Consider the following 21,008-nt stretch of genomic DNA (forward strand, 5'->3'; position numbering starts at 1 on the left):
GATTACGATATTCTTCGAAAACGACTAATAAAGAAACCATCGCTTCCATACAATTCTGGTGTAATTAACATACAACCATCTTTCAGAATATCTTTTCGTTCATGATCTAATGGCACGAGTTCAAAATTTGGATGGGTTTCTAAAAACTGGTGAACCACATCAAAATTCTCTTCTCCTATAATTGTGCATGTACTGTAGACTATTATACCATCTTTCCGTACACTTTGACAAACTCCATCCAATATTTCCAATTGAATCGCCTGCAGAGACGCAAAGTCAGCATTATCTTTATTATACTTGATGTCTGGCTTTCGGCGGATCAAACCAATCCCAGAGCAAGGGGCATCTACCAAGATTTTATCGAAGGCATCCGCCCCAAAAGCTTCAAATACCTTGCTGGCATCCAGTTTTTTTGTCTGGATTTTATCTGCTACTCCAAGACGCTCCGCGTTTTCCTGAATTAATTGGAGCTTATGATCGTACAAGTCCAAAGCTGTAATCTTCCCATCGACTAGATAAGAAGCTAGATGAGTGGTCTTGCCACCAGGAGCTGCACAGGCATCCAGCACCTGATCCGTAGGTTGAATTTCCAAAGCAGGTGCCACCAATTGACTGGTCTCATCTTGGATGGTTATCTTTCCTTGTTTGAAGTAATCAGAGCCCGCAAAATAGCCGTTTTCCTTTACAAGAGCTGTTGAGGCCAATAAGGAATCCGAAGCCTGCAACTGTTCCTTGATGTCTTCTTTTTGGTCAAGGTCAACAACTCGAACACTGGCCTTGTTGCGAACATAGAGACTTTCAAAAATAGCGATTGCCCGCTTTTTCCCATACTCATCAAGCAACTTTTTCACCAACCAAACCGGTAGTGAATAACGGATCGAAAGTCGTTTGTTGACTCGTTTAATCTGGTCAATCGACGGAAGCCCCTCTCGTAGCATTTTCCGTAAGAGAGCATTGACATATTTTTCGCTCCCCTTCTTCCGTTGCTTGGCAAGCTCTACTGCTTCATGGACAACAGCATGGGGAGGAATCTTCTCAAGATAGACGAACTGATAAAGGCTCATCAATAAAAGATGATAAATCCATGGGTCTACCTGGTCTCGATCAGCGACAAAGTGCGATAGATACCATTCCAAGGTTAGTTTACGCGAAACCGTCCCATAGACAATTTCGGTTACTAGACTTTTATCCACATCTGACAAGGTCGCCTTGCCCAAGGATTTTTTGAGGGCGATATTTGAAAAAGCACCGTCCTGGAAAATCTCTCCTAGGATAGATAGGGCCACCCCTCGTGCAGTCTGCATCTTATTTACCAAATTGATCACCTACTTGCAGTTGTCGCCCTAAACCATTTAAGAAATCTCCGACAGCCATCTTGGGTTTACCGGCTGGCTGAACAAGGGTCAAGGCTAAGGCTCCCTCACCCGTCGCAACAACGATTTCATTTTTATGGAGAGCTAAAATTTCCCCTGGTTCTCCTTGACCTTCACACGGTTTTGCTTGGTATATCTTAAAGCGTTCACCCTTCCATAGGGTATGGGCAACTGGCCAAGGATACATGCCTCGAACTTGGTTAAAGAGTTCACGGTTGGTCCGTGTCCAATCCAGGCGTTCTTCTTCTGGCTTGATATTTGGAGAGAAGGTGACTTGTTGGGGATCCTGCGGTTGTGGCTTAAGCTCTCCCGCAAGGTAAGCTGGCAGAGTTTCTAAAAGAAGATCCCGGCCAACAAGAGCCAATTTTTCAAATAGGGTTCCCACATTGTCTTCCTCTAAAATAGGGATGGCGCGAGAAGAAATCATATCTCCAGCATCCATCTCTTTGACCATTTCCATGATGGTCACACCAGCTTCTTTATCCCCATTCATGATAGCATAATGAATAGGCGCTCCACCACGGTATTTTGGAAGAAGAGAAGCGTGCACGTTGACAGAAAACTTCATCACCTCTAACAAACGACTCGGCAAAAACTGTCCAAAGGCTGCTGTGACAATCCCATCTGCTCCCAAAGCCAATAAGTCTTCTAGTTCTTGGCTTCCAGACAGTTTCTCCGGCTGATAGATTGGCAAGCCTGCTTCTAAAGCCGCTTCTTTTACTGGTGTCATTCGGATTTCTTTTTTACGACCAACTGCCCGATCTGGTTGGGTCACAACGGCTAGAATCTCATAGCGTTCATCAGAAATCAAGCCTTTTAAGACTGTAGCTGAGAAATCAGGCGTTCCCATAAATAGTATTTTTGTCATTTTTTCTCCTTCTACATAAAACTTTGCGGTTCATTGTCAATGCTGACTCGAAGATCTTGATTTTCCCGCTCTTGAGTATAGTCCAAAATCTGATTTAAAACCTGTGGTAAGTGGTCTTCAAACCGGTACTTCAGCAGGATCTGATAATGGAATAAATTATGCGTACGAGCAATCGGTTTTGGCGTTGGTCCCAAGATTTGGACTTGGTCTGATAGACCTGTTTTCAACAGGTCCATCACCTGATAAGCTTTTTTAACCACGACCTCTTCTTGTTTGTGAGAAAGGGTCAAACCTACAGTGTAATAATAAGGTGGATAGCCAAATTGGTGGCGGACCTTCATTTCATAGGCATAAAAACCTTCGTAATCTTGGCGTTTCGCATATTCAATGGCATAATGATGAGGATTATAGGTCTGGATCAGAACCTGTCCTTCTTTATCCGCACGACCAGCCCGTCCTGCCACCTGGGTTAAGAGTTGGAAGGTCCGCTCTGACGAGCGAAAATCAGGCAAATTTAGGGCTGTATCCGCATTGAGGACACCGACAAGAGTAACATTGGGGAAATCCAAACCTTTGGCGATCATCTGGGTCCCCAGTAAAATGTCGGCTTGTCCTTTACCAAACTGGTCCAACAAGGTCTCGTGACTCCCTTTTTTCCGAGTAGTATCAACGTCCATCCGCAGAATACGAGCCTCAGGGAAAATTTCTTGTAGCTCATCGTAGGCCTTCTGGGTCCCCGTCCCATAATAGCGAATGGATCGACTTTGGCAATTAGGACAGACTGTTGGGATTGGCTTACGGTAGTTGCAATAGTGGCAATCCATGGTCTTGGTGTCCATATGGAGGGTCAAGGAGATATCACAATTCGGACAGGTATCTACATGACCGCACTCCCGACACATAACAAAGCTGGAATAACCCCGGCGATTGAGCATGAGGACGACTTGCTCTTTTCGTTGCAGACGTTCTGCTATCGCTTCTAGCAACTTAGGTGTATAGGTTCCGGATTCTTGCTGGCCAATATAATCCCTGAAATCAATCACTTCCACCTCTGGAATACGGGCAAGAGGATTGGCTCGTTGGGTCAATTGAAGAAATTCATAGACTCCTTTTCCTGCACGGGCTCGTGTTTCTAGACTAGGTGTCGCCGACCCCAAGACCAAAACAGCCTGGTGATACTGAGCCCGAAGTAAAGCTACTTCACGCGCATGGTAGCGAGGATTGCTATCTTGTTTATAGGTAGCCTCATGTTCTTCATCGATAATAATGGCCCCTAGGTTCTTCAGAGGTGCAAAGATGGCAGACCGCGCTCCTACGACCACTTGAGCTTCTCCGCGTTCAACACGTCTCCACTCATCGTATTTTTCACCGTTGGATAGACCTGAATGAAGGATGGCCACCCGATCCCCAAAGCGAGAAATGAAGCGATCCGTCACTTGAGGTGTCAAGGAAATTTCGGGAACCAACATAATAGCTGTTTTCCCCTTTTCTAGCACCTCTTGGATGATTTGGAGATAAACCTCCGTCTTCCCACTTCCTGTCACTCCTTCTAGCAAAAAAGGTTTGGAAGGTTGCCCGATTTTGCTGGTTACCGCTTGAACGGCTCGTTCTTGTTCAACATTTAGAACCAAGGCCTCTGTCGACTCTTTGTCTTTAAAGTAGGTTGCTGCACGATTGACTTCTTTCTCAAAAATAAGCAAGGCACCCTGGTCGATGAAATAGTTCACCACTGGACGAGAGAATTCCGCCAATAAATCACTCAAAGGTGCTTCTTCTTCCTGACCTTGGACAAAGTCACGCAGGGCCAAGCGCTTTTTGGCATTCTTGGCGATTTCCAAATTTTCAAGTAGGGGATGATTTACCTGATACCATTTTTCTGTTTTGATATGTTTACGATCCACTGCTTGGTATTCTACTTCCAACTCTCCCTTACGAGTCAGTCGCATCATTCGTGCTTGTGCATCAATATCCAAAGAAGAAAAAGACAAGCTGGTCGCTGTTCCAAAAATGTCTTCTCGATCCTCTGACGATAACAGTTCTGTCGGATGGAGAATTTTGTCATAGGAAGAATTTAAAACACTCGGTAGCATGGCTTTCAAGAGGGTGATCTTGTAGGCAAAAACCGTCTTTCGCAACTGATCTGCTAGCCAAAATTGCTCCTCGCCTAGAACTGGTTGGTAGTCTAAGACTTCCACAATACTTTTTAATTCTTGGTCTTGAGCTGCTAGAGTGGTTTCCTCTAAGCCAACCACAATTCCTTGAATGAGCCGATTTCCCTTTCCAAACGGAACATGCACCCGCATTCCTTTTTCCAAGAATGGGGAAAACTCTTCCGGTACTTGGTAACTATAGGGTTTATCCGTTTGCATCAAGGGAACATCAACGATGACTTGTGCAAGCATGTCTCCACCTCCTTCCTGCCCTAGTGCTAAATAGCAAAAAATAAGATTGAGCGAACCCAACCTTAAATTTTTTCCCCATCTTCTTTTTCTTTTGCGATTTGTTCTTTAATTTTACGCTCTTCTTCTTCTTTACGCAAGCGTTCTGCTTCGATTCGACGACGAACCGCTTCGCGCTTGGCTTCTGGATCTGGGTGAATCACCACATTTCCTGATTCAATCTCTTCCAAGGCACGCAAGGTAGATTTTACGGATTGAAATTCTTGAGTGGGACTTGCACCACTCTCTAACTCATGAGCTCGTTTGGCTTCAAGAATAACCAATGAGTATTTTGACGGTACTTTATCCAACAATGTATCAATGGATGGTTTTAACATCATAATCTTTTTACCTAATTCCTATTCTAAATTATCGTACCACTTGAGTGGCTTTGGGAAGCATTTCTTGGTAGTGACCAATCACCCGATCAACACGAAAATGTTCCGCCTCAATCACACGTTTGACACGTTCCGCAGCCAGAGGCACTTGGTCATTAACAATGGCATAGTCATACTCACGCATCAAGGCAATTTCTTCTTTGGCCTTTTCGATCCGTTGGGCAATCACTTCCGCACTATCCGTGCCACGTCCAACCAAACGATCTTGCAACTCATCCAAATCGGGAGGAGTCAAGAAAATGAAGACGGCATCTGGTACCTTTTTCTTCACCTGCAAAGCACCCTGCACTTCGATTTCAAGGAAGACATCGATCCCCTTATCGAGGGTCTCGTTCACATAGGTCAAGGGAGTCCCATAATAATTACCTACATATTCAGCATATTCGAGCATTTGACCTTGACGAATCAACTCCTCAAATTCTTCACGTGTACGGAAGAAATAGTCTACTCCGTCCACTTCACCAGGGCGTTGTGCACGTGTTGTCATCGATACTGAGTATTGAAATTGATTGTCTGAGCTTTCAAAAATCTCGCGTCTAACCGTCCCCTTCCCAACACCTGAGGGCCCTGAGAAAACGATTAATAATCCTCGATCCGCCATTTTGTCTCCTTCGCTATCTTTCTATCTAGTGTAACAAAAATAGAAAGATTTTTCAACAGATTTTTCCTAGAGACAAGGCTCCTAACCCCTTCTAGACGAAATAATGATTTTCTTTTTTCATCATGGAACAAAATAAAAAATAGTCAACCAAGACCTTGTCGTCTTTGCTGACTATCTTTTCATATTTTAGCAAGCTTTATTTTGCATAATCAACGGCACGCAATTCACGAATAACGTTCACCTTGATATTACCAGGATATTCCAAGTTAGACTCGATCTTCTCACGAATGTCATGAGCTAAGATGGTCAACTTATCATCCTTCACTTCTTCAGGGCTTACCATAATTCGGATTTCACGACCTGCTTGCAAGGCAAAGCTAGTCTTGACTCCCTTAAAGCTATTTGCAATTTCTTCAAGATCTTGAAGACGTTTGATATAGCTTTCGAGAGACTCACTACGAGCACCTGGACGAGCCGCACTTAAAGCATCCGCTGCTGCTACAATAACAGCAATGACACTTTCTGGTTCAACGTCTCCATGGTGGCTAGCAATGGTATTAACGACAACAGGATGCTCTTTGTATTTACGAGCCAACTCTGTTCCAATTTCTACGTGGCTACCTTCTACCTCACGGTCGATGGCTTTTCCAATATCATGTAGGAAACCAGCTCGACGAGCCAAGGTAGCATTTTCGCCAAGTTCACTAGCAATAATACCAGATAACTTAGCAACCTCAATTGAGTGACGCAGAACATTTTGACCATAAGAGGTTCTAAATTGCAAGCGTCCCATAATCTTCATCAAGTCAGGGTGTAGGTTTGGCGCTCCAATTTCATAAGCCGCCGCTTCCCCATATTCCCGAATCCGTTGGTCAATTTCCTGACGGTTCTTCTCTACCAACTCCTCAATACGGGCTGGATGGATTCGACCATCTTTCAATAGACTTTCCATCGTCATCCGTGCAATTTCCCGACGAATCGGATCAAATCCAGACAGGGTGACTACTTCTGGAGTGTCATCAATAATCACATCCACACCTGTCAAGCTTTCGAAGGTTCGGATATTTCGACCTTCGCGACCAATAATCCGGCCCTTCATTCCATCATCTGGTAAATGAACCGTTGAGTTGGTCTGTTCTGCCACAAAATCCCCGGCCATCCTTTGCATGGCTTGAACCAGGATATCTTTTGCAACTTTATCTGAACGTTCTTTCACTTCCACTTCTGCTTCTCGAATTCGAGTCGCAATCTCTTTGGAAAGTCGTTCTTCTGTTTGCGTTAAGATAATATCACGTGCTTCCGATTGAGTCAGAGAAGCAATTTTTTCTAATTCTTCTTCTTTCTTCTTTTCTAGCTCATGTAATTGTTCTTCACGCGCATCAATGTGTTTAGTTCTATCTGAAAGACTTTGCTCTTTTTGTTCAAGAGCTTGCTCTTTGCTCGTAAGATTGTCATCTTTGCGATCAAGATTATTCGAACGTTCCGCTAAGCGGGTTTCTAATTGTTTTAATTCTTGACGCTCTGATTTAAACTCAGCATCGACTTCTTCTCGATATTTTCTGGCTTCTTCCTTTGCCTCCAAAAGTGCTTCTTTTTTAAGTGAACTAGACTCGTGCTTAGCTTCTTTCAAAATCAAATCAGCTTCGCGCTCTGCCTGTCCACGTAAATTCGTTGCTTCTTGTTCAGCATTTAAAAGAGTAAGTTCTGCAGCCTCTTTCGATGCTTTCATCTTGACTGAGATCCCTACATATCCAATGACTAAACCAATGATTGCGGCAAAAACAATTGCAATTCCAAATTCCATGTTTTTACCCCTAATCTAATGAATAGTTGAATTAAAAAATTCTTTATTATTTTATCATATTTTTACAAAATTAACAAACAAATTTTCTAGCGAAAACTAATCTATTTCTGCTATTATTCTAATGCTTCTTTCCTTTGATTCTAACGGGAAAACACCCTAAAACAAGCTTCTGAATCCTATTTCAACGGCTACTTGCCTCTCTCTTCTCTTGTGTTTTCTTCCAGCGCCAATTGTGCTATAATCAAGAAAAAAGAAATTGAGGAAGATACATGACGAAAGAAGTTATTGTGGAAAGTTTTGAATTAGACCACACTGCTGTAAAAGCCCCTTACGTCCGCCTAATCGGAGAGGAAACTGGACCAAAAGGAGATGTCATCTCAAACTACGATATCCGCTTGGTTCAACCAAATGAAGACTCTATCCCGACTGCTGGTTTACATACAATTGAGCATCTATTAGCTATGTTGATCCGTAAACGCATTGATGGCATGATCGATTGTTCCCCATTTGGGTGTCGTACTGGATTTCATATGATTATGTGGGGACAGCACGATCCAAAAACCATTGCACAAGTCATTAAATCCTCTTTAGAGGAAATTGCTGAAGCGACAAGCTGGGAAGACGTGCCAGGAACGACGATTGAATCTTGTGGAAACTATAAAGATCACAGCCTCTTTTCTGCCAAAGAGTGGTGCAAATTGATTCTCGAACAAGGTATTTCTGACGATCCATTCACACGCCATATCGTATAAAAAACAAAAGACTTCTCTTTCAAAGAGAAGTTTTTTTAATTCTTAATAATCCAATGCATCGGAATGGCCTTTTCCGTTTCCGACAAAGTAGCCTGTTTTAGCATTGATACTAAACAAATAAGTTCCATCTGGCTTAAAGAGGTTGTAATAACCATTGCCGTTGATGATATTCACGCGTTCCAAGATGTATTGATCTCCAACGATATGCCCACGTTCCCGAGCAATCTTCAGAACTTTCTCCAAAATACCAGGGTTAAAGGTCCATGCAGGATTGTTTACATCGTCAAGCGCTGCTTGGTTGTATGGCACCCGGCTCAAGTTTCGTTGAAGTGGCACACCAGTACTTTGAAGGCCAAAGCCAGAATAGCCTGGGTTCACTCCGCCTATCGTGTTGCCTTCAGTAGCTGGGGCTGGTGTAGGAGCTGGACTGGTTACCGTTCCTGAAGAAACTGCATTTCCACCTGCAACACTGCCACCACCATCTGTCACGGGTGCTGGAGTCGCAACTTGTTGCGAGCGTCCTTGAGAAGCTGCATCCTTCAATAATTGGTTCAATTGTGTATTAGCTGTTGACGCATCTGAAAAGACAGCATCACTCTTTACCTGCGCCTTGGTATCGATGGCCCCATCCTTAATAACTGGGCTGGTAAACTGAGAGTTTACTGTTTGAATAGCAGAAACCTGCTTCACCAATTCATCGTATTTACTTTTGGCTGCATCGTATTCCTTGGTGTCTTTCAATTTATCTAAACTGGCTTTTAGTTTTTCCAAATTACCAAAAGAATCATTTTTCAACTTCGTCTGCGTGTCATCTGTAAAGAAAGCTACATACTGATCGTTAAAATCCTTCAGCAAAGCCTCTGTATTTGCGCTCGTTGAGGAAGAAGAACTAGAGGACTTCTTGCTAGATGAGCTAGTAGAAGAGACGACTGTCGTTTCCCCTTTAGACTGGTTACGGATCCATTGATAAGACAACCAACTAGCCGTAGCAACTGCTGTCAGAGCTAAAACTGAAAACAAAATTGGTTTGACCCGGCTTTTTTTCGGTTCTTCAGGAATCTCAATTTCTTCATCCACATATGGTTCTGTTGGCTCTGGACCAAACTTAATTTTTGCAGGGCGTTCCCCAGGAATTGGATCTGGAATGCGAGCAGATGCAACCTCTTTTTTAGCTGCTTCTGCTGAACTTACTTCTGTTGCAGGTTCTTCGTTTGGAATTGCCTCCGCTTGTTCCACAGTGGTTGTAGCCTCTGCCTCAGCCAACATTTCCTTTTGCATGACGATGGTATCAAACTTTTGAGCTTCGATTTCCTCACGGTGCTGTTTGATGTATTTATCGAGGACATTGTCTGTTTCTTTGACCCCTGCTTCGATTTCTTCAGCTTTGCGGTTTGCTTGGCCAATCGTCATCTCTTTGGCGTCCTTAAAATCAAGAACTGACTCTGCCTCTTGGCCCAACTGCTGTTTATCTTCTTTTGTCATATGTTTCCTTTCTCACTAGTCGCTTGTCGACGTACCCGTTCCCCAAAGAACTGATACAAGTCAACCTTTAAAGTTCCGTTATATAATTTTCGTTTTTTATCTGCTTGTCGCCCAAATTTCTTCTCAAAATTTTCATCGCTGGTCAGGATAAATTTGCTCCAAGTCTTCAAGGGCTCAAAGACCTCTCCCATTTCAGCGTACAATTTTGTAACCCCTGCATCATCGGATAAGCGTTCGCCATACGGTGGATTGGAGATAATGACCCCATTGATCTTATCCGATCGCAAATCTTGCACCCGCATTTGCTTAAAGGTGATATCGCTCGCAACTCCAGCTTTTTGAGCATTTTCTTTGGCAATCTCAACCATCCGCACATCGATATCGGTTCCCATGATGTCTAGGACAAGGTCCCGATTGATTTTTTTACTAGCCTCTGTGCGAACTTCTTGAATCAGTCGATTATCCACCCAATTCCACTCTTCAAATGAGAAGGTCCGTCTCAAGCCTGGCGCTATCTGGCGAGCCATCATCGCTGCTTCGATACAGAAGGTCCCTGATCCACAAGTCGGATCAACCAAAGGCTTATCTGGATACCAATTGGAAAGTTGAAGAATGGCTGCCGCCATATTTTCCTTAATGGGTGCGCCCCCTTTTTCCGTCCGATAACCACGTTTGAAAAGGCTGCTACCAGTGGTATCAATTAGAATAGTCGCTTGGTCCTTCAAAATGGAAACTTCAATTTTAAATTCTGGTCCATTTTCAATCAATGGAACGCCTTCCGGGCGGGCATAGTGTTTTTGCAACTTTTTAACAACAGCCTTTTTTGAAATCGCTTGTACACTCGGTTCGTTATGCAGTTTGGATTTGACACATTTTGCTTTGGAGATGGGGAAACGTGCTCCTAAAGGGAGGTATTGGTCCCAATCCAAGGCAAAAACCCCTTGAAAGAGTTCTTCAAAGGTACGGGCAGGAAAGGATCCTACGACGATCTTGATTCGGTCTGCAGCCCGCAACCAAAGATTGGTTTCGATGATTGCACGAACATCGCCTTTGAAACGGACTCGTCCATTTTCCACTTGGCAATCGTAGCCGAGCTCTCGCAATTCACGCCCAACGACTGCTTCTAATCCAGCAGCAGCTGTCGCAATTAATTCAAATTGTTTTTTCATTTGTTCCTCATTGTTTAAAAAAGGAGGTTGAGATTTCTCTCCCCCTCACCACCTATATGCAATTTTCTATAAGCCATGTTTTGTTCCAGAAATGACTAGGTACCATTTCCTTCGATAATCATCTGTCTACTGTTTCCAGTCAGAATGCTATGTTCGTTTCCATGCATCCCATGCCCCGACCAAAGTTTGGGTTGCTAGCTTGAGGGGTTTACCGCGTTCCACTTTTTAGGTTTCCCTAAAAACTACGTCACTGTGGCACTTTCAGAGCTAGTAGAACTTATCCTAAGACTTAGCCCGTTCGCTCGCCGTAACTTGAAGATCAAGTCCCTAGGCTTATGGATTCACCTAGCACAAACACTACAGGCATCACAGCCTGTGCTAGCATGGACTTTCCTCATGAGAGAAAGCTCTCACGCGATTATCCAAAAATTGCACGATTCATCTTTTATGTCTTAAAAATCACGATCTACGACTTGTTTCCCGAAGACTTCTTTTTCAAGACGATTTAAGCGTTTCAAAATATCGAAGTTTGTCGTAGTAGTGACCTGAGGAAACTCATGCTTTGGAGCAGATTCAGGAACTGATGGACTCGGAGTTGCTTGGCTCGTTTTCTTCGCTAATTCTTCACGGAGCCGAGCATTTTCTTCTTTCAATTCCTTCACTAAGGCAGCATAGGTTTCATAGTCTTTGATGACATCATCCAAAAACTCATTTACCTCAACTTTACTAAATCCACGAACTTCTTTTTTGAAATCTTGATCAAAAATATCTTTCGCAGTAAAAATAATACTTGCCATCATTCTCTCCGTTCTAGTTAATCATAATCATTATATAAAAAATGAGGAGCAAAAATCAAGGTAAATCACTTATTTTTCGTAAATTTTTTCTGCTACTTCATTTAAGTCATCAAAGTTTAATCTTTTGACCTGATACTGATCCATTTCTAGCATCATTTTGTAAAGATATTTGAGATTTGTTTCGTGTTCTGGATCGTAAAATAAATAAGCGCCATCTGTATTTTCTAACAAAAATGTATTGTATTCTTTAAATTGGCCTGGCTGGCTATAAGAGGGATAGGCATACTTGACAAAATCAACCTGCTTAAAGCGACTAAGGAGTTCTTGATTGGCCTCATTCCAGTTCTCTCCTTGGTTTTCAAACATAAAAATCGTGGCCAACTGTATCTCGTATTCTTTTTTTAATTCCTGAGCAACTTCTAAGGCCCAAGCTTCAAAACCTAGATTCCCCGTGAAAATTAACCACTTTACTCCCTCTTCCAAAAAACGGACTAAATCCCTGCGAATCGCCTCTTTAATAATTAGTAGTCTAGGATCCTTAGCTGTCAGAATTCCCAATTCAAATGCCTTATAACCTGTAATCAGTAAACTATTCATTATTTCCCCTCCCTTCTTCTTTTTGTGATATAATAGAGTGATGTAATTGTACCAATAAGGAGAATTATGGTCAACTATCCTCACAAACTTAGCAAGAAATCTTCTTCGCCCATACAGAGGAAGCAAGGTGTAAACTTTGCCAATCGGGGGATGACATTTGAAAAAATGATAAATGAGAGCAATCAGTACTACCTTTCTAGAGGGCTAGCGGTGATTCATAAAAAGCCGACACCCATCCAGATTGTAAAGGTGGACTATCCTCATCGCAGTCGGGCAAAGATTGTGGAAGCTTATTTTCGCCAGGCGTCTACCACAGACTATTCTGGTGTTTATAAAGGACACTACATTGATTTTGAAGCAAAAGAGACCCAGCAGAAACAATCCATGCCGATGAAGAACTTTCATCAGCACCAGATTGATCACATGGCTGCGGTCGTCCAACAGGGAGGAATTTGTTTTGTGCTCTTGCATTTTGCAAAGCTCAATGAGACCTATCTACTGCCTGCTCCTTCCTTAATCGACTTTTACAACATCGATCACGGCAGTAAATCTATGCCATTGACCTATATACAGGAAAATGGTTATCGTATCGAGACAGATTGCCTTCCAAGCGTTCCTTATCTCGATATTATCGAACAGAATCTACTAGGCGGTAATTAAATGAACAAACAAACAGTTATCCAGTGGTTAAAATATGCAGCGATTGCGGCTATTTCCTTATTTTTCCTTTTACTTATCCTGGGTGGGTTGGTATTTGGATACTATGCCTCAAAAGCACCGACTCTTTCTGAGAAAGACCTCATCGCAACGACTTCCAGTAAAATCTATGACAATCAAAACAATCTGATTGCCGACTTGGGTGCTGAAAAACGAATCAACGTAAAAACAAATGAAATCCCAACCGACTTGGTCAATGCGATTGTGGCGATTGAAGACCACCGCTTTTTCAACCACAGAGGGGTCGACTTTATTCGTATTGGAGGAGCCTTCTTCAGTAACCTCCGAGGAGGTCGCCAAGGGGGATCTACTCTTACACAGCAATTGATCAAGCTCACTTACTTCTCTACTTCTTCGTCCGACCAAACCCTATCTCGGAAAATCCAAGAAGCTTGGCTTGCTACTCAATTAGAACAAAAAGCAACCAAACAAGAGATTTTAACCTACTACATCAACAAAGTCTACATGTCTAACGGAAACTACGGAATGCAAACAGCTGCTCGTAGCTACTATGCAAAAGACTTGAAGGACCTTTCTCTGCCACAAGTGGCCCTATTGGCTGGAATGCCTCAGGCACCCAACCAATACGACCCTTATACCAATCCGGAAGCTGCACTCCAACGCCGTAATCTGGTTCTTAAAGAAATGTTGGACATGAAGTCCATTACAAACGAACAGTACGAAAGTGCCGTCAATACACCTGTTACAGATGGCTTACAAAGTCTGACAGGCTCAAGCAACTATCCTGCTTATATGGATAACTACCTTAAAGAAGTCATCCAACAAGTCGAAGAAGAGACAGGCTACAATGTCTTGACAACTGGTATGGATGTCTACACCAACGTCGATACCGCAGCTCAAAAACGTCTGTGGGATATTTACAACTCTGACGAATATGTCAATTATCCAGATAATGAGTTGCAAGTTGCTTCTACTATCATCGACGTGACAAACGGAAAAGTCATTGCTCAGTTGGGATCCCGTCATCAATCATCTAATGTATCCTTCGGTACCAACCAAGCTGTCGAAACGAACCGAGATTGGGGTTCTACAATGAAACCTATCTCAGACTATGCTCCCGCGATTGAACATGAAGAATATAGCTCCACTGGAGTAACCATTCCTGATACACCGTACAACTTCCCTGGTACAAATACGCAGATTTATAACTGGGATAGACAATACTATGGCAATATCAGCATGGTCTATGCTCTCCAACAATCCCGTAACGTTACTGCGGTCCGGGCCCTTGAAAAAGTTGGTTTGAAGAAGGCTCAGAAATTCTTGAGCAGCATCGGAATCGATTATCCAGAAATGGTATATGCAAATGCCATCTCAAGTAATACCAGCGACTCTAGCAACAAATACGGGGCTAGCAGTGAGAAAATGGCCGCTGCTTATGCAACCTTCGCAAATGGCGGTACCTATTACAAGCCACAATATGTGAATCGGGTTGTCTTTAGCGATGGTACAACGAAGAACTTCGATACCTCTGGAACACGAGTGATGAAAGAAGCCACAGCTTACATGATGACAGATATGTTGAAATCAGTTATCACAGCTGGTTTAGGATACAATGCAAATATCTCTGGTCTTTATCACGCTGGTAAAACAGGTACCTCTAACTATGCCGACAACGAATTAAAAAAACTAACCAAAGACTACAGTTACTCAAGCATTGTGACACCTGATGAATCGTTTGTGGGTTACACCACGCAATATTCTATGGCTGTTTGGACAGGGTACACCAATCGCTTGACTCCCGTACTGGATGATGGAATCAAAGTCGCAACAGATGTCTACAAACAAATGATGCTGTATTTGTATGAGCAAAACGGATCAGGTAGCACTGATTGGACCCAACCAAGTGGTGTATACCGTAGCGGTTCTTACCTATATCTCAATAATGGTAAGAATAACTACAATAACTACAATTACTATTATGAGCCAAGTGTCGAACCAAGCACTGACGCAACAGAAGATAGTTCAAGTTCTAGTTCATCTAACTCAGAAGAGAATTCTGAACACACAGAATCATCTTCTAAAGAGAATGAGCAAAATCACTAATTAGACCACACTATATTAATAAAACACGATTGTTCTTAACCAATCGTGTTTTTTATGTATCTTATTTAAAAGCCAAGGCACCCATCGGATCCCATGGAGCCAAGACGATTGGCTCTGCCTCATAAGCAGCCAATTCTTTCGCTGTTAACAGTTCCTTGCGGACAACGATTTGGTAGGTGTATTCGTCCATCCAGGCGTCAGAAGCTACAAAGTAGCCATCTGTTCCAACTTTGTCTCCCCAAGAATTTTCAACCTTCCATTTGAGAGGGAGTCCAGCTTCATCCAGATCCACACCAGTCAAGACCATAGCATGGGTCATGAGACTTTCTGCATAATCCAAACGCCCTGCCTTATCTTGAGTCAGCTGGATATCCATTCCCGCTTCAAAGTCATAGACATCTGTTGCCAGGATTCCAGCTTTGCGGTTGCTGACTTGGCCGACATCCGATCCAAACCAAACAGTTTCCCCAGCTTTCATTTGGGCAATGGCCAATTCTTTCAAGCGCTCCATCGGAACGTTGAGGTAGCGTACTTCACGGCTACCGACCACATTCCCCAGCATCTCTACTGTGTAAGACTGGCCATAAGGCTTGTCTGCCGTAGGCGCATTGATAACAGAAACGTAGTCCTCCAACTGAAGATCCACATATTTTTTGTAAAAGCTTTGAGGTGTCAAGCCAGACTCTGTGTAGAAATTATTGTCCTTATCGCGATAAGAGAAACTAAATGTACGAGGGGGCAAGCCCAGTGACATAGCTAAGAAATTAAAGATTTCTTGGAGGAGCTCTTCTTTCTTGCTTTGAACCGTTGCTTGATCTGCTCCAGTCGCAAGCAATTCGCGCAGGATCTGCGCATCTTGACGCAACAATTTGTTTAAGTAGGTATTGAGCTCCCGGCTATTGCTAGATGAGATAGATTCTGGATAGACAGACTTGGGTACGACCCCATATTTTTCAAAAAGGGAAACGACCATATCCCATTGACCACCATCTTGTTGAGGGGTTTGAAGGAGGAAGGCCACCTTGCGGCTGGCCAAATCCTGGTCCGCTGTCGCAATGACTTGTTCCAAGAACCAGTTGGATTTTTCGTACTTGTCCCAGAAGAAGGTATGAGCTTGAGACAACTCAAAATCCTCTAATTGGAAGCTGGCAATCATTTTATGACGGAAGGTATTCAGAGCCGCAAACATCCAGCAACGACCAGAAGCTTTCTGGTCCGTCACCTTATCCTTGGTCAAATCAAGAGAAAAGACGGGTGTGTTTTCTACTGCACTTTTGCGTGTCTCTAAAGCCGCATGAATCCCATTGTGGGTGATGGCATTTTCGAGAGCCGCAAATTTCACATTTGCTTGGTAATTCGCATAGAGTTGATCTGTAAACTCTTGTGTTAATTCTGACATAAGATTCTCCTTTGTAAAGCTACTTACCATTATAGACCATTGACCAAAATCTTCAAGTAAAAATTGTTTTAAAGGTCAGAAGAATGGATCGTGTAGATTATTTGATCTCCGACATAGCCTTTTCTGGCAACAGCATTTGGGAGAGTAGCTAGATATTGCATCCCAGCTTTTTCCATAACCCTTCCCGAAGCAGGGTTCAAACTGACATACTTGGCTTGAACTTCCTTGAATTTCACCTCTACCAACAAAAAGTGTAAAACAGCCTGGAGGGCTTCTGTCATCAGACCTTGACCCCAGAAGTTCTTCCCTAGAATATAGCCGACTTCACACAGTTCTTTTTGTGGATCCTGAGAAACGACACTGATATCACCTATCACTTGTGCGGGATCATCTTTCTTGCAAATCGCCCATTTGTAGGTGTTTTCCTCTTGGTAATGAAGGAGCCATCTTTCGATCGAAGCTTGAGTCACTTGAGGATTTGGATGGGGATCCCAAGTAACATATTTAAGATTATCTGTATCAGACGCCCAATTTTCAAACATTGCCTTTGCATCCTCTACAACAAAGCGTCTTAATAATAAACGCTTGGTTTCCAGTTCAATAGTACCCAATTTTCTCATCTACTTTCCTCCTATTCTGTTTAAAAAAGTCGGCTCAACCGACTTTTCTTTTCTATCAACGCCAGAAGGTATCAAATACCGTAATCGGTAGATGACGTTTGTGTTGGCCTTTATGCCACCAGTTTTCAATAGTTGCTTGAGCTTCTGGGCTAACTGATTTCCCTTCTAGGTAGTCATCAATTTCTGCATAGGTCACCCCAAGAGCTACTTCGTCAGCGATACCTGGCTTCTCCTCTTCCAAATCTGCAATCGGTACCTTCTCATACAAGGCTGGATCAGCTCCCAGTGCCTGAAGCAACTGCTTGCCTTGGCGCTTGTTAAGGCGGTAGAGAGGCAGAATATCGGCTCCGCCATCTCCAAACTTGGTAAAGAATCCAGTGATGTTTTCGGCTGCATGGTCTGTCCCAATGACGGCTCCACTATAGGCACCTGCCAAGGCATACTGAGCAATCATCCGGCTCCGTGCCTTGATATTGCCCTTGTTAAAGTCTGAGACATCCGTTCCTGTCGCTTCGACAGCACGCTCCATGGCATCGACCGATTCCTTGATGTTCACGACCAGGCTGACGTCTGGCTGGATGAAGGCCATGGCCTTTTGGGCATCTGCTTCATCCGCTTGGACACCGTAGGGTAAGCGGACTGCAACAAACTGATAACTGGCATCTCCAGTCTCTGCCCGCATTTCCTCCATGGCTAATTGAGCCAGGCGACCCGCTAGGGTCGAGTCCTGTCCTCCCGAAATTCCTAAGACAAAGGTCTTTAGAAAAGGATGTTTTTGCAGGTAGTCCTTCAAAAAATCAATCGACCGGCGAATCTCTTCTTGAGGATCAATGACTGGCTTGACCCCTAATTGGGCAATAATGTCTTCTTGTAGGCTCATTCTTCTTCACCTCCCAAGGCTTTCTGACGCATCTGATCGATGAGGTCCATCTTATCTTGCCATACGTCCTTGGCCAAGTCCACTGGGTAATGTTGTGGATTGAGGACACGTTTGTATTCGTCCCAGAGCTTGTCAAATTCCTTCCGAGCATAGGCTTGGATATCCATCAAAGCTGGCAATTCGTAGACTAGTTTCCCATCTTTGAAAATATCGACCAAGAGCGGGATGGCATCAAAATCACGAACCGTCTTCTTGATATAGGTATAGGTCGGATGGAACATTTTGATTTCTGTCAGTTCATTGACATCCACTCCATCGTAAGTGATGTAATCCCCTTCAGATTTGCCTTTTTCCCGACTGGTAATCCGCCAAACTTGCTTCTTCCCTGGCGTTGAAACTTTTTCAGCATTGTTAGACAGCTTGATGGTATTTCGCATTTGACCATTTTCGTCTTCGATAGCAACAATCTTATAGACTGCTCCGAGAGCTGGTTGGTCATAGGCTGTGATCAACTTAGTTCCGACACCCCAGACATCAATCTTAGCCTTTTGCATCTTCAAGTTGAGGATGGTGTTCTCATCCAAATCATTTGAAGCATAGATCTTCGCTTCTGTGAAACCAGCTTCATCCAACTGTTGGCGAACCTTTTTCGAGATGTAGGCAATATCTCCAGAGTCAATCCGCACTCCTAGGAAGTTGATACGATCGCCCATCTCACGCGCCACCTGAATCGCAGCTGGAACTCCGATGCGTAACGTATCATAGGTATCCACCAGGAAGACACAGTTGCGATGGGTCTCAGCATAGGCCTTGAATGCTTTATAATCATCGCCATAGACCTGCACCAAGGCATGGGCATGGGTCCCAAGGACAGGGATGTCAAAGAGTTTTCCTGCACGTACGTTACTGGTCCCGCTAGCGCCTCCAATAACGGCTGCACGGGTTCCCCAAATAGCCGCATCCATTTCTTGTGCTCTACGAGTTCCGAACTCCATCAAAGGTTCGTCTTCGATCACAGACTTGATCCGAGCGGCTTTTGTGGCAATCAAGGTTTGGAAATTGACAATATTGAGGAGGGCCGTTTCAACCAACTGACACTGGGCAAGCGGTCCTTCTACTTGGACAATCGGCTCATTGGCAAAGACCAGGTCCCCTTCTTTGGCAGAACGAACGGTCAATTCCATTTTGAAATTTTTCAAGTAATCCAGGAAGGCTCCTTCGTAGCCCAAGGATTCTAAGTAGGCAATATCCGACTCTGAAAAACGTAGATTCTTCAAATAGTTGACAATGCGCTCAAGACCTGCAAAGACGGCATAGCCATTTTTAAAAGGTTGCTGGCGGAAATAGGCTTCGAAGACCGCCTTTTTATTGTGGATGCCTTGCTCAAAGTAAACCTGCATCATATTGATTTGATACAAATCAGTATGGAGAGTTAAACTATCATCTGGGTACATGTTTGATCCCTCTTCTTTTTTTACGTCATGGCACCAGTCACGCTCTGTCAACTGGCACAGTCCAAAATAATTTTAAACACATTATAGCACATTTTAAGCAGGACCACATGAGTTTAATCCGGGTTAAGCCTCATTTTTTATCGTAAAAAAGAAGGGATCTTCGCCTCTTTCCATCAGACGAACATCCCTTTCTTCTCTCTTATTCTTCGTGTTCAGTAATATATTTATAAGCTTCTTGACCGGCGACAGCGCCATCCCCAACAGCTGTGGTGACCTGACGAAGATCTTTTTGGCGGACATCCCCAACCGCAAAGACACCCGGCACGGAGGTCTTCATGTGATCATCAGTGATCACCCAACCTTGATCGTCTAGAATACCGAGGTCTTGGGCAAAGTCACTGACAGGATCCAATCCCACATAGATAAAGACACCACCAGCTGCTTGCTCGCGAACCTCACCTGTTTGAACATCTTTTAAGACCAGACTGGTCACACGGTTTTCCCCTTTGATCTCTTCGACCACTGTATTCCAAGAAAAGTGAATCTTTTCATTGGCAAAAGCTCGGTCTTGAAGAACTTTTTGGGCACGTAGGGCATCGCGGCGATGAACAATGGTAACAGACTTAGCAAACTGAGTCAGGAAGATTGCCTCTTCAACCGCAGAGTCTCCTCCACCAACAACCATGAGGTCTTCATCACGGAAGAAGGCACCATCACAGACAGCGCAATAAGAAACCCCTCGACTATTTAATTCTTCTTCACCCGGAACTCCCAATAAGCGATGGTTAGAACCAGTCGCAATAATAACGGTCTTGGCTTGCAAGAGGCCATCATCTGTGGTAATTTCCTTGTAGCTTCCTTGATCCACAATGTTTTCAGCTCTACCGAACAAGTGTTCCACACCTAGGGCTTCTAGAGGTTCAAACATCTTTTCAGCCAATTCAGGTCCACTGATATTGGCATAGCCTGGGTAATTCTCGATATCGGATGTATTATTCATCTGTCCGCCAGGAATTCCAGCTTCTAACAAGGCAACCTTTAGATTGCTGCGGGCTGCATACAAGGCTGCAGTCATTCCCGCAGGTCCTGCGCCGATAATCAGTGTATCATACATAAGCTTCTCCTTTTGTTGTAACTATCTTGATTCTAACTCCAATTGAACCATTTTGCAATTATCTTGCTCGAAGAATAAACAGAACTCCAATGACTGCAAAGGTAAGAACTGGAATTGTCATAATATCAATCAATAAAATATCATAGAGGTGTAACTGGCGTTCCTTAGCTGTTTTATCCGTCTTACGAGCCGCTCGCAAGCCTATCCAAATAGCTGAAGCAACCAACACCCCAATTGAAGTGATGATTAGGCTCTCGATATAGAGAGATAGCAATTGGTTTAACATAAGATCTCCTTAGTATCCAAGATTGGAATGAGGGGACGAGGTGCCGATTCGTTTCGTTCACTATTGGATCAAGTTGAAACTTCTATCTTCGCGGAAAAATGAACTACTACTATTCATCTTTTCCTGAGGCACCTACTCAAAGAAAAATCCGAGTCTGAAACATCGCGTTCCAGACTCGAGCTCTTATATATT

At 43.5% G+C, this 21,008-nt stretch carries 19 protein-coding genes and 1 other RNA gene; 3 read left to right on the forward strand and 17 right to left on the reverse strand.

What is annotated here, in order from left to right; genetic code table 11:
* Nucleotides 1–2: 2 nt before the first annotated feature.
* The 6 genes from rsmB to ACOXXR_RS07415 all read right to left on the reverse strand — a co-directional run bounded on the left by rsmB (nt 3) and on the right by ACOXXR_RS07415 (nt 7,482).
* Nucleotides 3–1,316 carry a 16S rRNA (cytosine(967)-C(5))-methyltransferase RsmB gene (gene rsmB / locus ACOXXR_RS07390; protein ID WP_445278351.1) on the reverse strand — a complete coding sequence of 438 codons (1,314 nt, stop codon included), beginning with the start codon at nt 1,314–1,316 and terminating at the stop codon, nt 3–5.
* Complete coding sequence (fmt, locus tag ACOXXR_RS07395; RefSeq protein WP_445278352.1) at nt 1,306–2,241, reverse strand: methionyl-tRNA formyltransferase; 936 nt, start codon at nt 2,239–2,241, stop codon at nt 1,306–1,308. Before fmt ends, rsmB begins: the two co-directional genes overlap by 11 nt.
* A gap of 11 nt (nt 2,242–2,252) precedes the next feature.
* Nucleotides 2,253–4,643 carry a primosomal protein N' gene (locus ACOXXR_RS07400; protein ID WP_445278353.1) on the reverse strand — a complete coding sequence of 797 codons (2,391 nt, stop codon included), beginning with the start codon at nt 4,641–4,643 and terminating at the stop codon, nt 2,253–2,255.
* 62 nt (nt 4,644–4,705) lie between these two features.
* On the reverse strand, nt 4,706–5,020 hold the full coding sequence (gene rpoZ / locus ACOXXR_RS07405; RefSeq protein ID WP_042361373.1) for a DNA-directed RNA polymerase subunit omega: 315 nt from the start codon (nt 5,018–5,020) through the stop codon (nt 4,706–4,708).
* Between the two features lie 28 nt (nt 5,021–5,048).
* A complete protein-coding gene (gene gmk, locus ACOXXR_RS07410; protein ID WP_006596846.1) occupies nt 5,049–5,678 on the reverse strand; it encodes a guanylate kinase in 630 nt (209 codons plus the stop codon).
* Nucleotides 5,679–5,874: 196 nt separating this feature from the next.
* Complete coding sequence (locus ACOXXR_RS07415; protein ID WP_445278354.1) at nt 5,875–7,482, reverse strand: ribonuclease Y; 1,608 nt, start codon at nt 7,480–7,482, stop codon at nt 5,875–5,877.
* 269 nt (nt 7,483–7,751) lie between these two features.
* Between ACOXXR_RS07415 and ACOXXR_RS07420 the strand changes: the two genes are divergently transcribed.
* On the forward strand, nt 7,752–8,234 hold the full coding sequence (locus ACOXXR_RS07420) for an S-ribosylhomocysteine lyase (RefSeq protein ID WP_006596848.1): 483 nt from the start codon (nt 7,752–7,754) through the stop codon (nt 8,232–8,234).
* Nucleotides 8,235–8,276: 42 nt separating this feature from the next.
* On the opposite strand, the gene ACOXXR_RS07425 is transcribed toward ACOXXR_RS07420, so the two are convergent.
* The 5 genes from ACOXXR_RS07425 to ACOXXR_RS07445 all read right to left on the reverse strand — a co-directional run bounded on the left by ACOXXR_RS07425 (nt 8,277) and on the right by ACOXXR_RS07445 (nt 12,279).
* On the reverse strand, nt 8,277–9,716 hold the full coding sequence (locus ACOXXR_RS07425; RefSeq protein WP_129270667.1) for a cell division site-positioning protein MapZ family protein: 1,440 nt from the start codon (nt 9,714–9,716) through the stop codon (nt 8,277–8,279).
* Complete coding sequence (locus tag ACOXXR_RS07430; protein ID WP_129270665.1) at nt 9,713–10,885, reverse strand: THUMP domain-containing class I SAM-dependent RNA methyltransferase; 1,173 nt, start codon at nt 10,883–10,885, stop codon at nt 9,713–9,715. Before ACOXXR_RS07430 ends, ACOXXR_RS07425 begins: the two co-directional genes overlap by 4 nt.
* A 64-nt stretch (nt 10,886–10,949) precedes the next feature.
* Nucleotides 10,950–11,315, reverse strand: an RNA gene (gene rnpB, locus ACOXXR_RS07435) — RNase P RNA component class B.
* 22 nt (nt 11,316–11,337) lie between these two features.
* Nucleotides 11,338–11,682 carry a cell division regulator GpsB gene (gpsB, locus tag ACOXXR_RS07440; RefSeq protein ID WP_006597079.1) on the reverse strand — a complete coding sequence of 115 codons (345 nt, stop codon included), beginning with the start codon at nt 11,680–11,682 and terminating at the stop codon, nt 11,338–11,340.
* A gap of 69 nt (nt 11,683–11,751) precedes the next feature.
* Nucleotides 11,752–12,279 (reverse strand): DUF1273 domain-containing protein, encoded by a 528-nt coding sequence (locus ACOXXR_RS07445; protein WP_445278355.1) that lies wholly within the window; start codon nt 12,277–12,279, stop codon nt 11,752–11,754.
* Between the two features lie 66 nt (nt 12,280–12,345).
* On the opposite strand from ACOXXR_RS07445, the gene recU reads away from it, so the two are divergent.
* Together recU and pbp1a are read left to right on the forward strand one after the other, a co-directional pair.
* Nucleotides 12,346–12,939, forward strand: coding sequence for a Holliday junction resolvase RecU (gene recU, locus ACOXXR_RS07450; protein ID WP_445278356.1), 594 nt, complete (start codon nt 12,346–12,348; stop codon nt 12,937–12,939).
* Entirely contained in the window at nt 12,940–15,063 is a 2,124-nt protein-coding gene (pbp1a, locus tag ACOXXR_RS07455; RefSeq protein WP_445278357.1) for a penicillin-binding protein PBP1A, read from the forward strand.
* 61 nt (nt 15,064–15,124) lie between these two features.
* Here the strand turns inward: pbp1a and pepC are convergent, their stop codons facing one another.
* From pepC to ACOXXR_RS07485, 6 genes are all read right to left on the reverse strand, one after another.
* Complete coding sequence (gene pepC / locus ACOXXR_RS07460; protein WP_445278358.1) at nt 15,125–16,462, reverse strand: aminopeptidase C; 1,338 nt, start codon at nt 16,460–16,462, stop codon at nt 15,125–15,127.
* Between the two features lie 68 nt (nt 16,463–16,530).
* Nucleotides 16,531–17,082: a GNAT family N-acetyltransferase gene (locus tag ACOXXR_RS07465; RefSeq protein WP_445278359.1), complete on the reverse strand. Its 552-nt coding sequence runs from the start codon at nt 17,080–17,082 to the stop codon at nt 16,531–16,533.
* 55 nt (nt 17,083–17,137) lie between these two features.
* Nucleotides 17,138–17,962, reverse strand: a complete 825-nt coding sequence (gene nadE, locus ACOXXR_RS07470; RefSeq protein WP_445278360.1) for an ammonia-dependent NAD(+) synthetase — start codon at nt 17,960–17,962, stop codon at nt 17,138–17,140.
* Nucleotides 17,959–19,416, reverse strand: a complete 1,458-nt coding sequence (locus ACOXXR_RS07475; protein ID WP_445278361.1) for a nicotinate phosphoribosyltransferase — start codon at nt 19,414–19,416, stop codon at nt 17,959–17,961. The genes nadE and ACOXXR_RS07475 overlap by 4 nt, the downstream gene beginning before the upstream one ends.
* A gap of 199 nt (nt 19,417–19,615) precedes the next feature.
* Nucleotides 19,616–20,530, reverse strand: a complete 915-nt coding sequence (gene trxB, locus ACOXXR_RS07480; protein ID WP_445278362.1) for a thioredoxin-disulfide reductase — start codon at nt 20,528–20,530, stop codon at nt 19,616–19,618.
* Nucleotides 20,531–20,588: 58 nt separating this feature from the next.
* The gene (locus ACOXXR_RS07485; RefSeq protein WP_006596860.1) at nt 20,589–20,816 is read right to left on the reverse strand and encodes a DUF4059 family protein; all 228 of its coding nucleotides are present in this window, start codon (nt 20,814–20,816) and stop codon (nt 20,589–20,591) included.
* Nucleotides 20,817–21,008: the final 192 nt, after the last annotated feature.

The organism is Streptococcus sp. KHUD_013, from assembly GCF_052588545.1.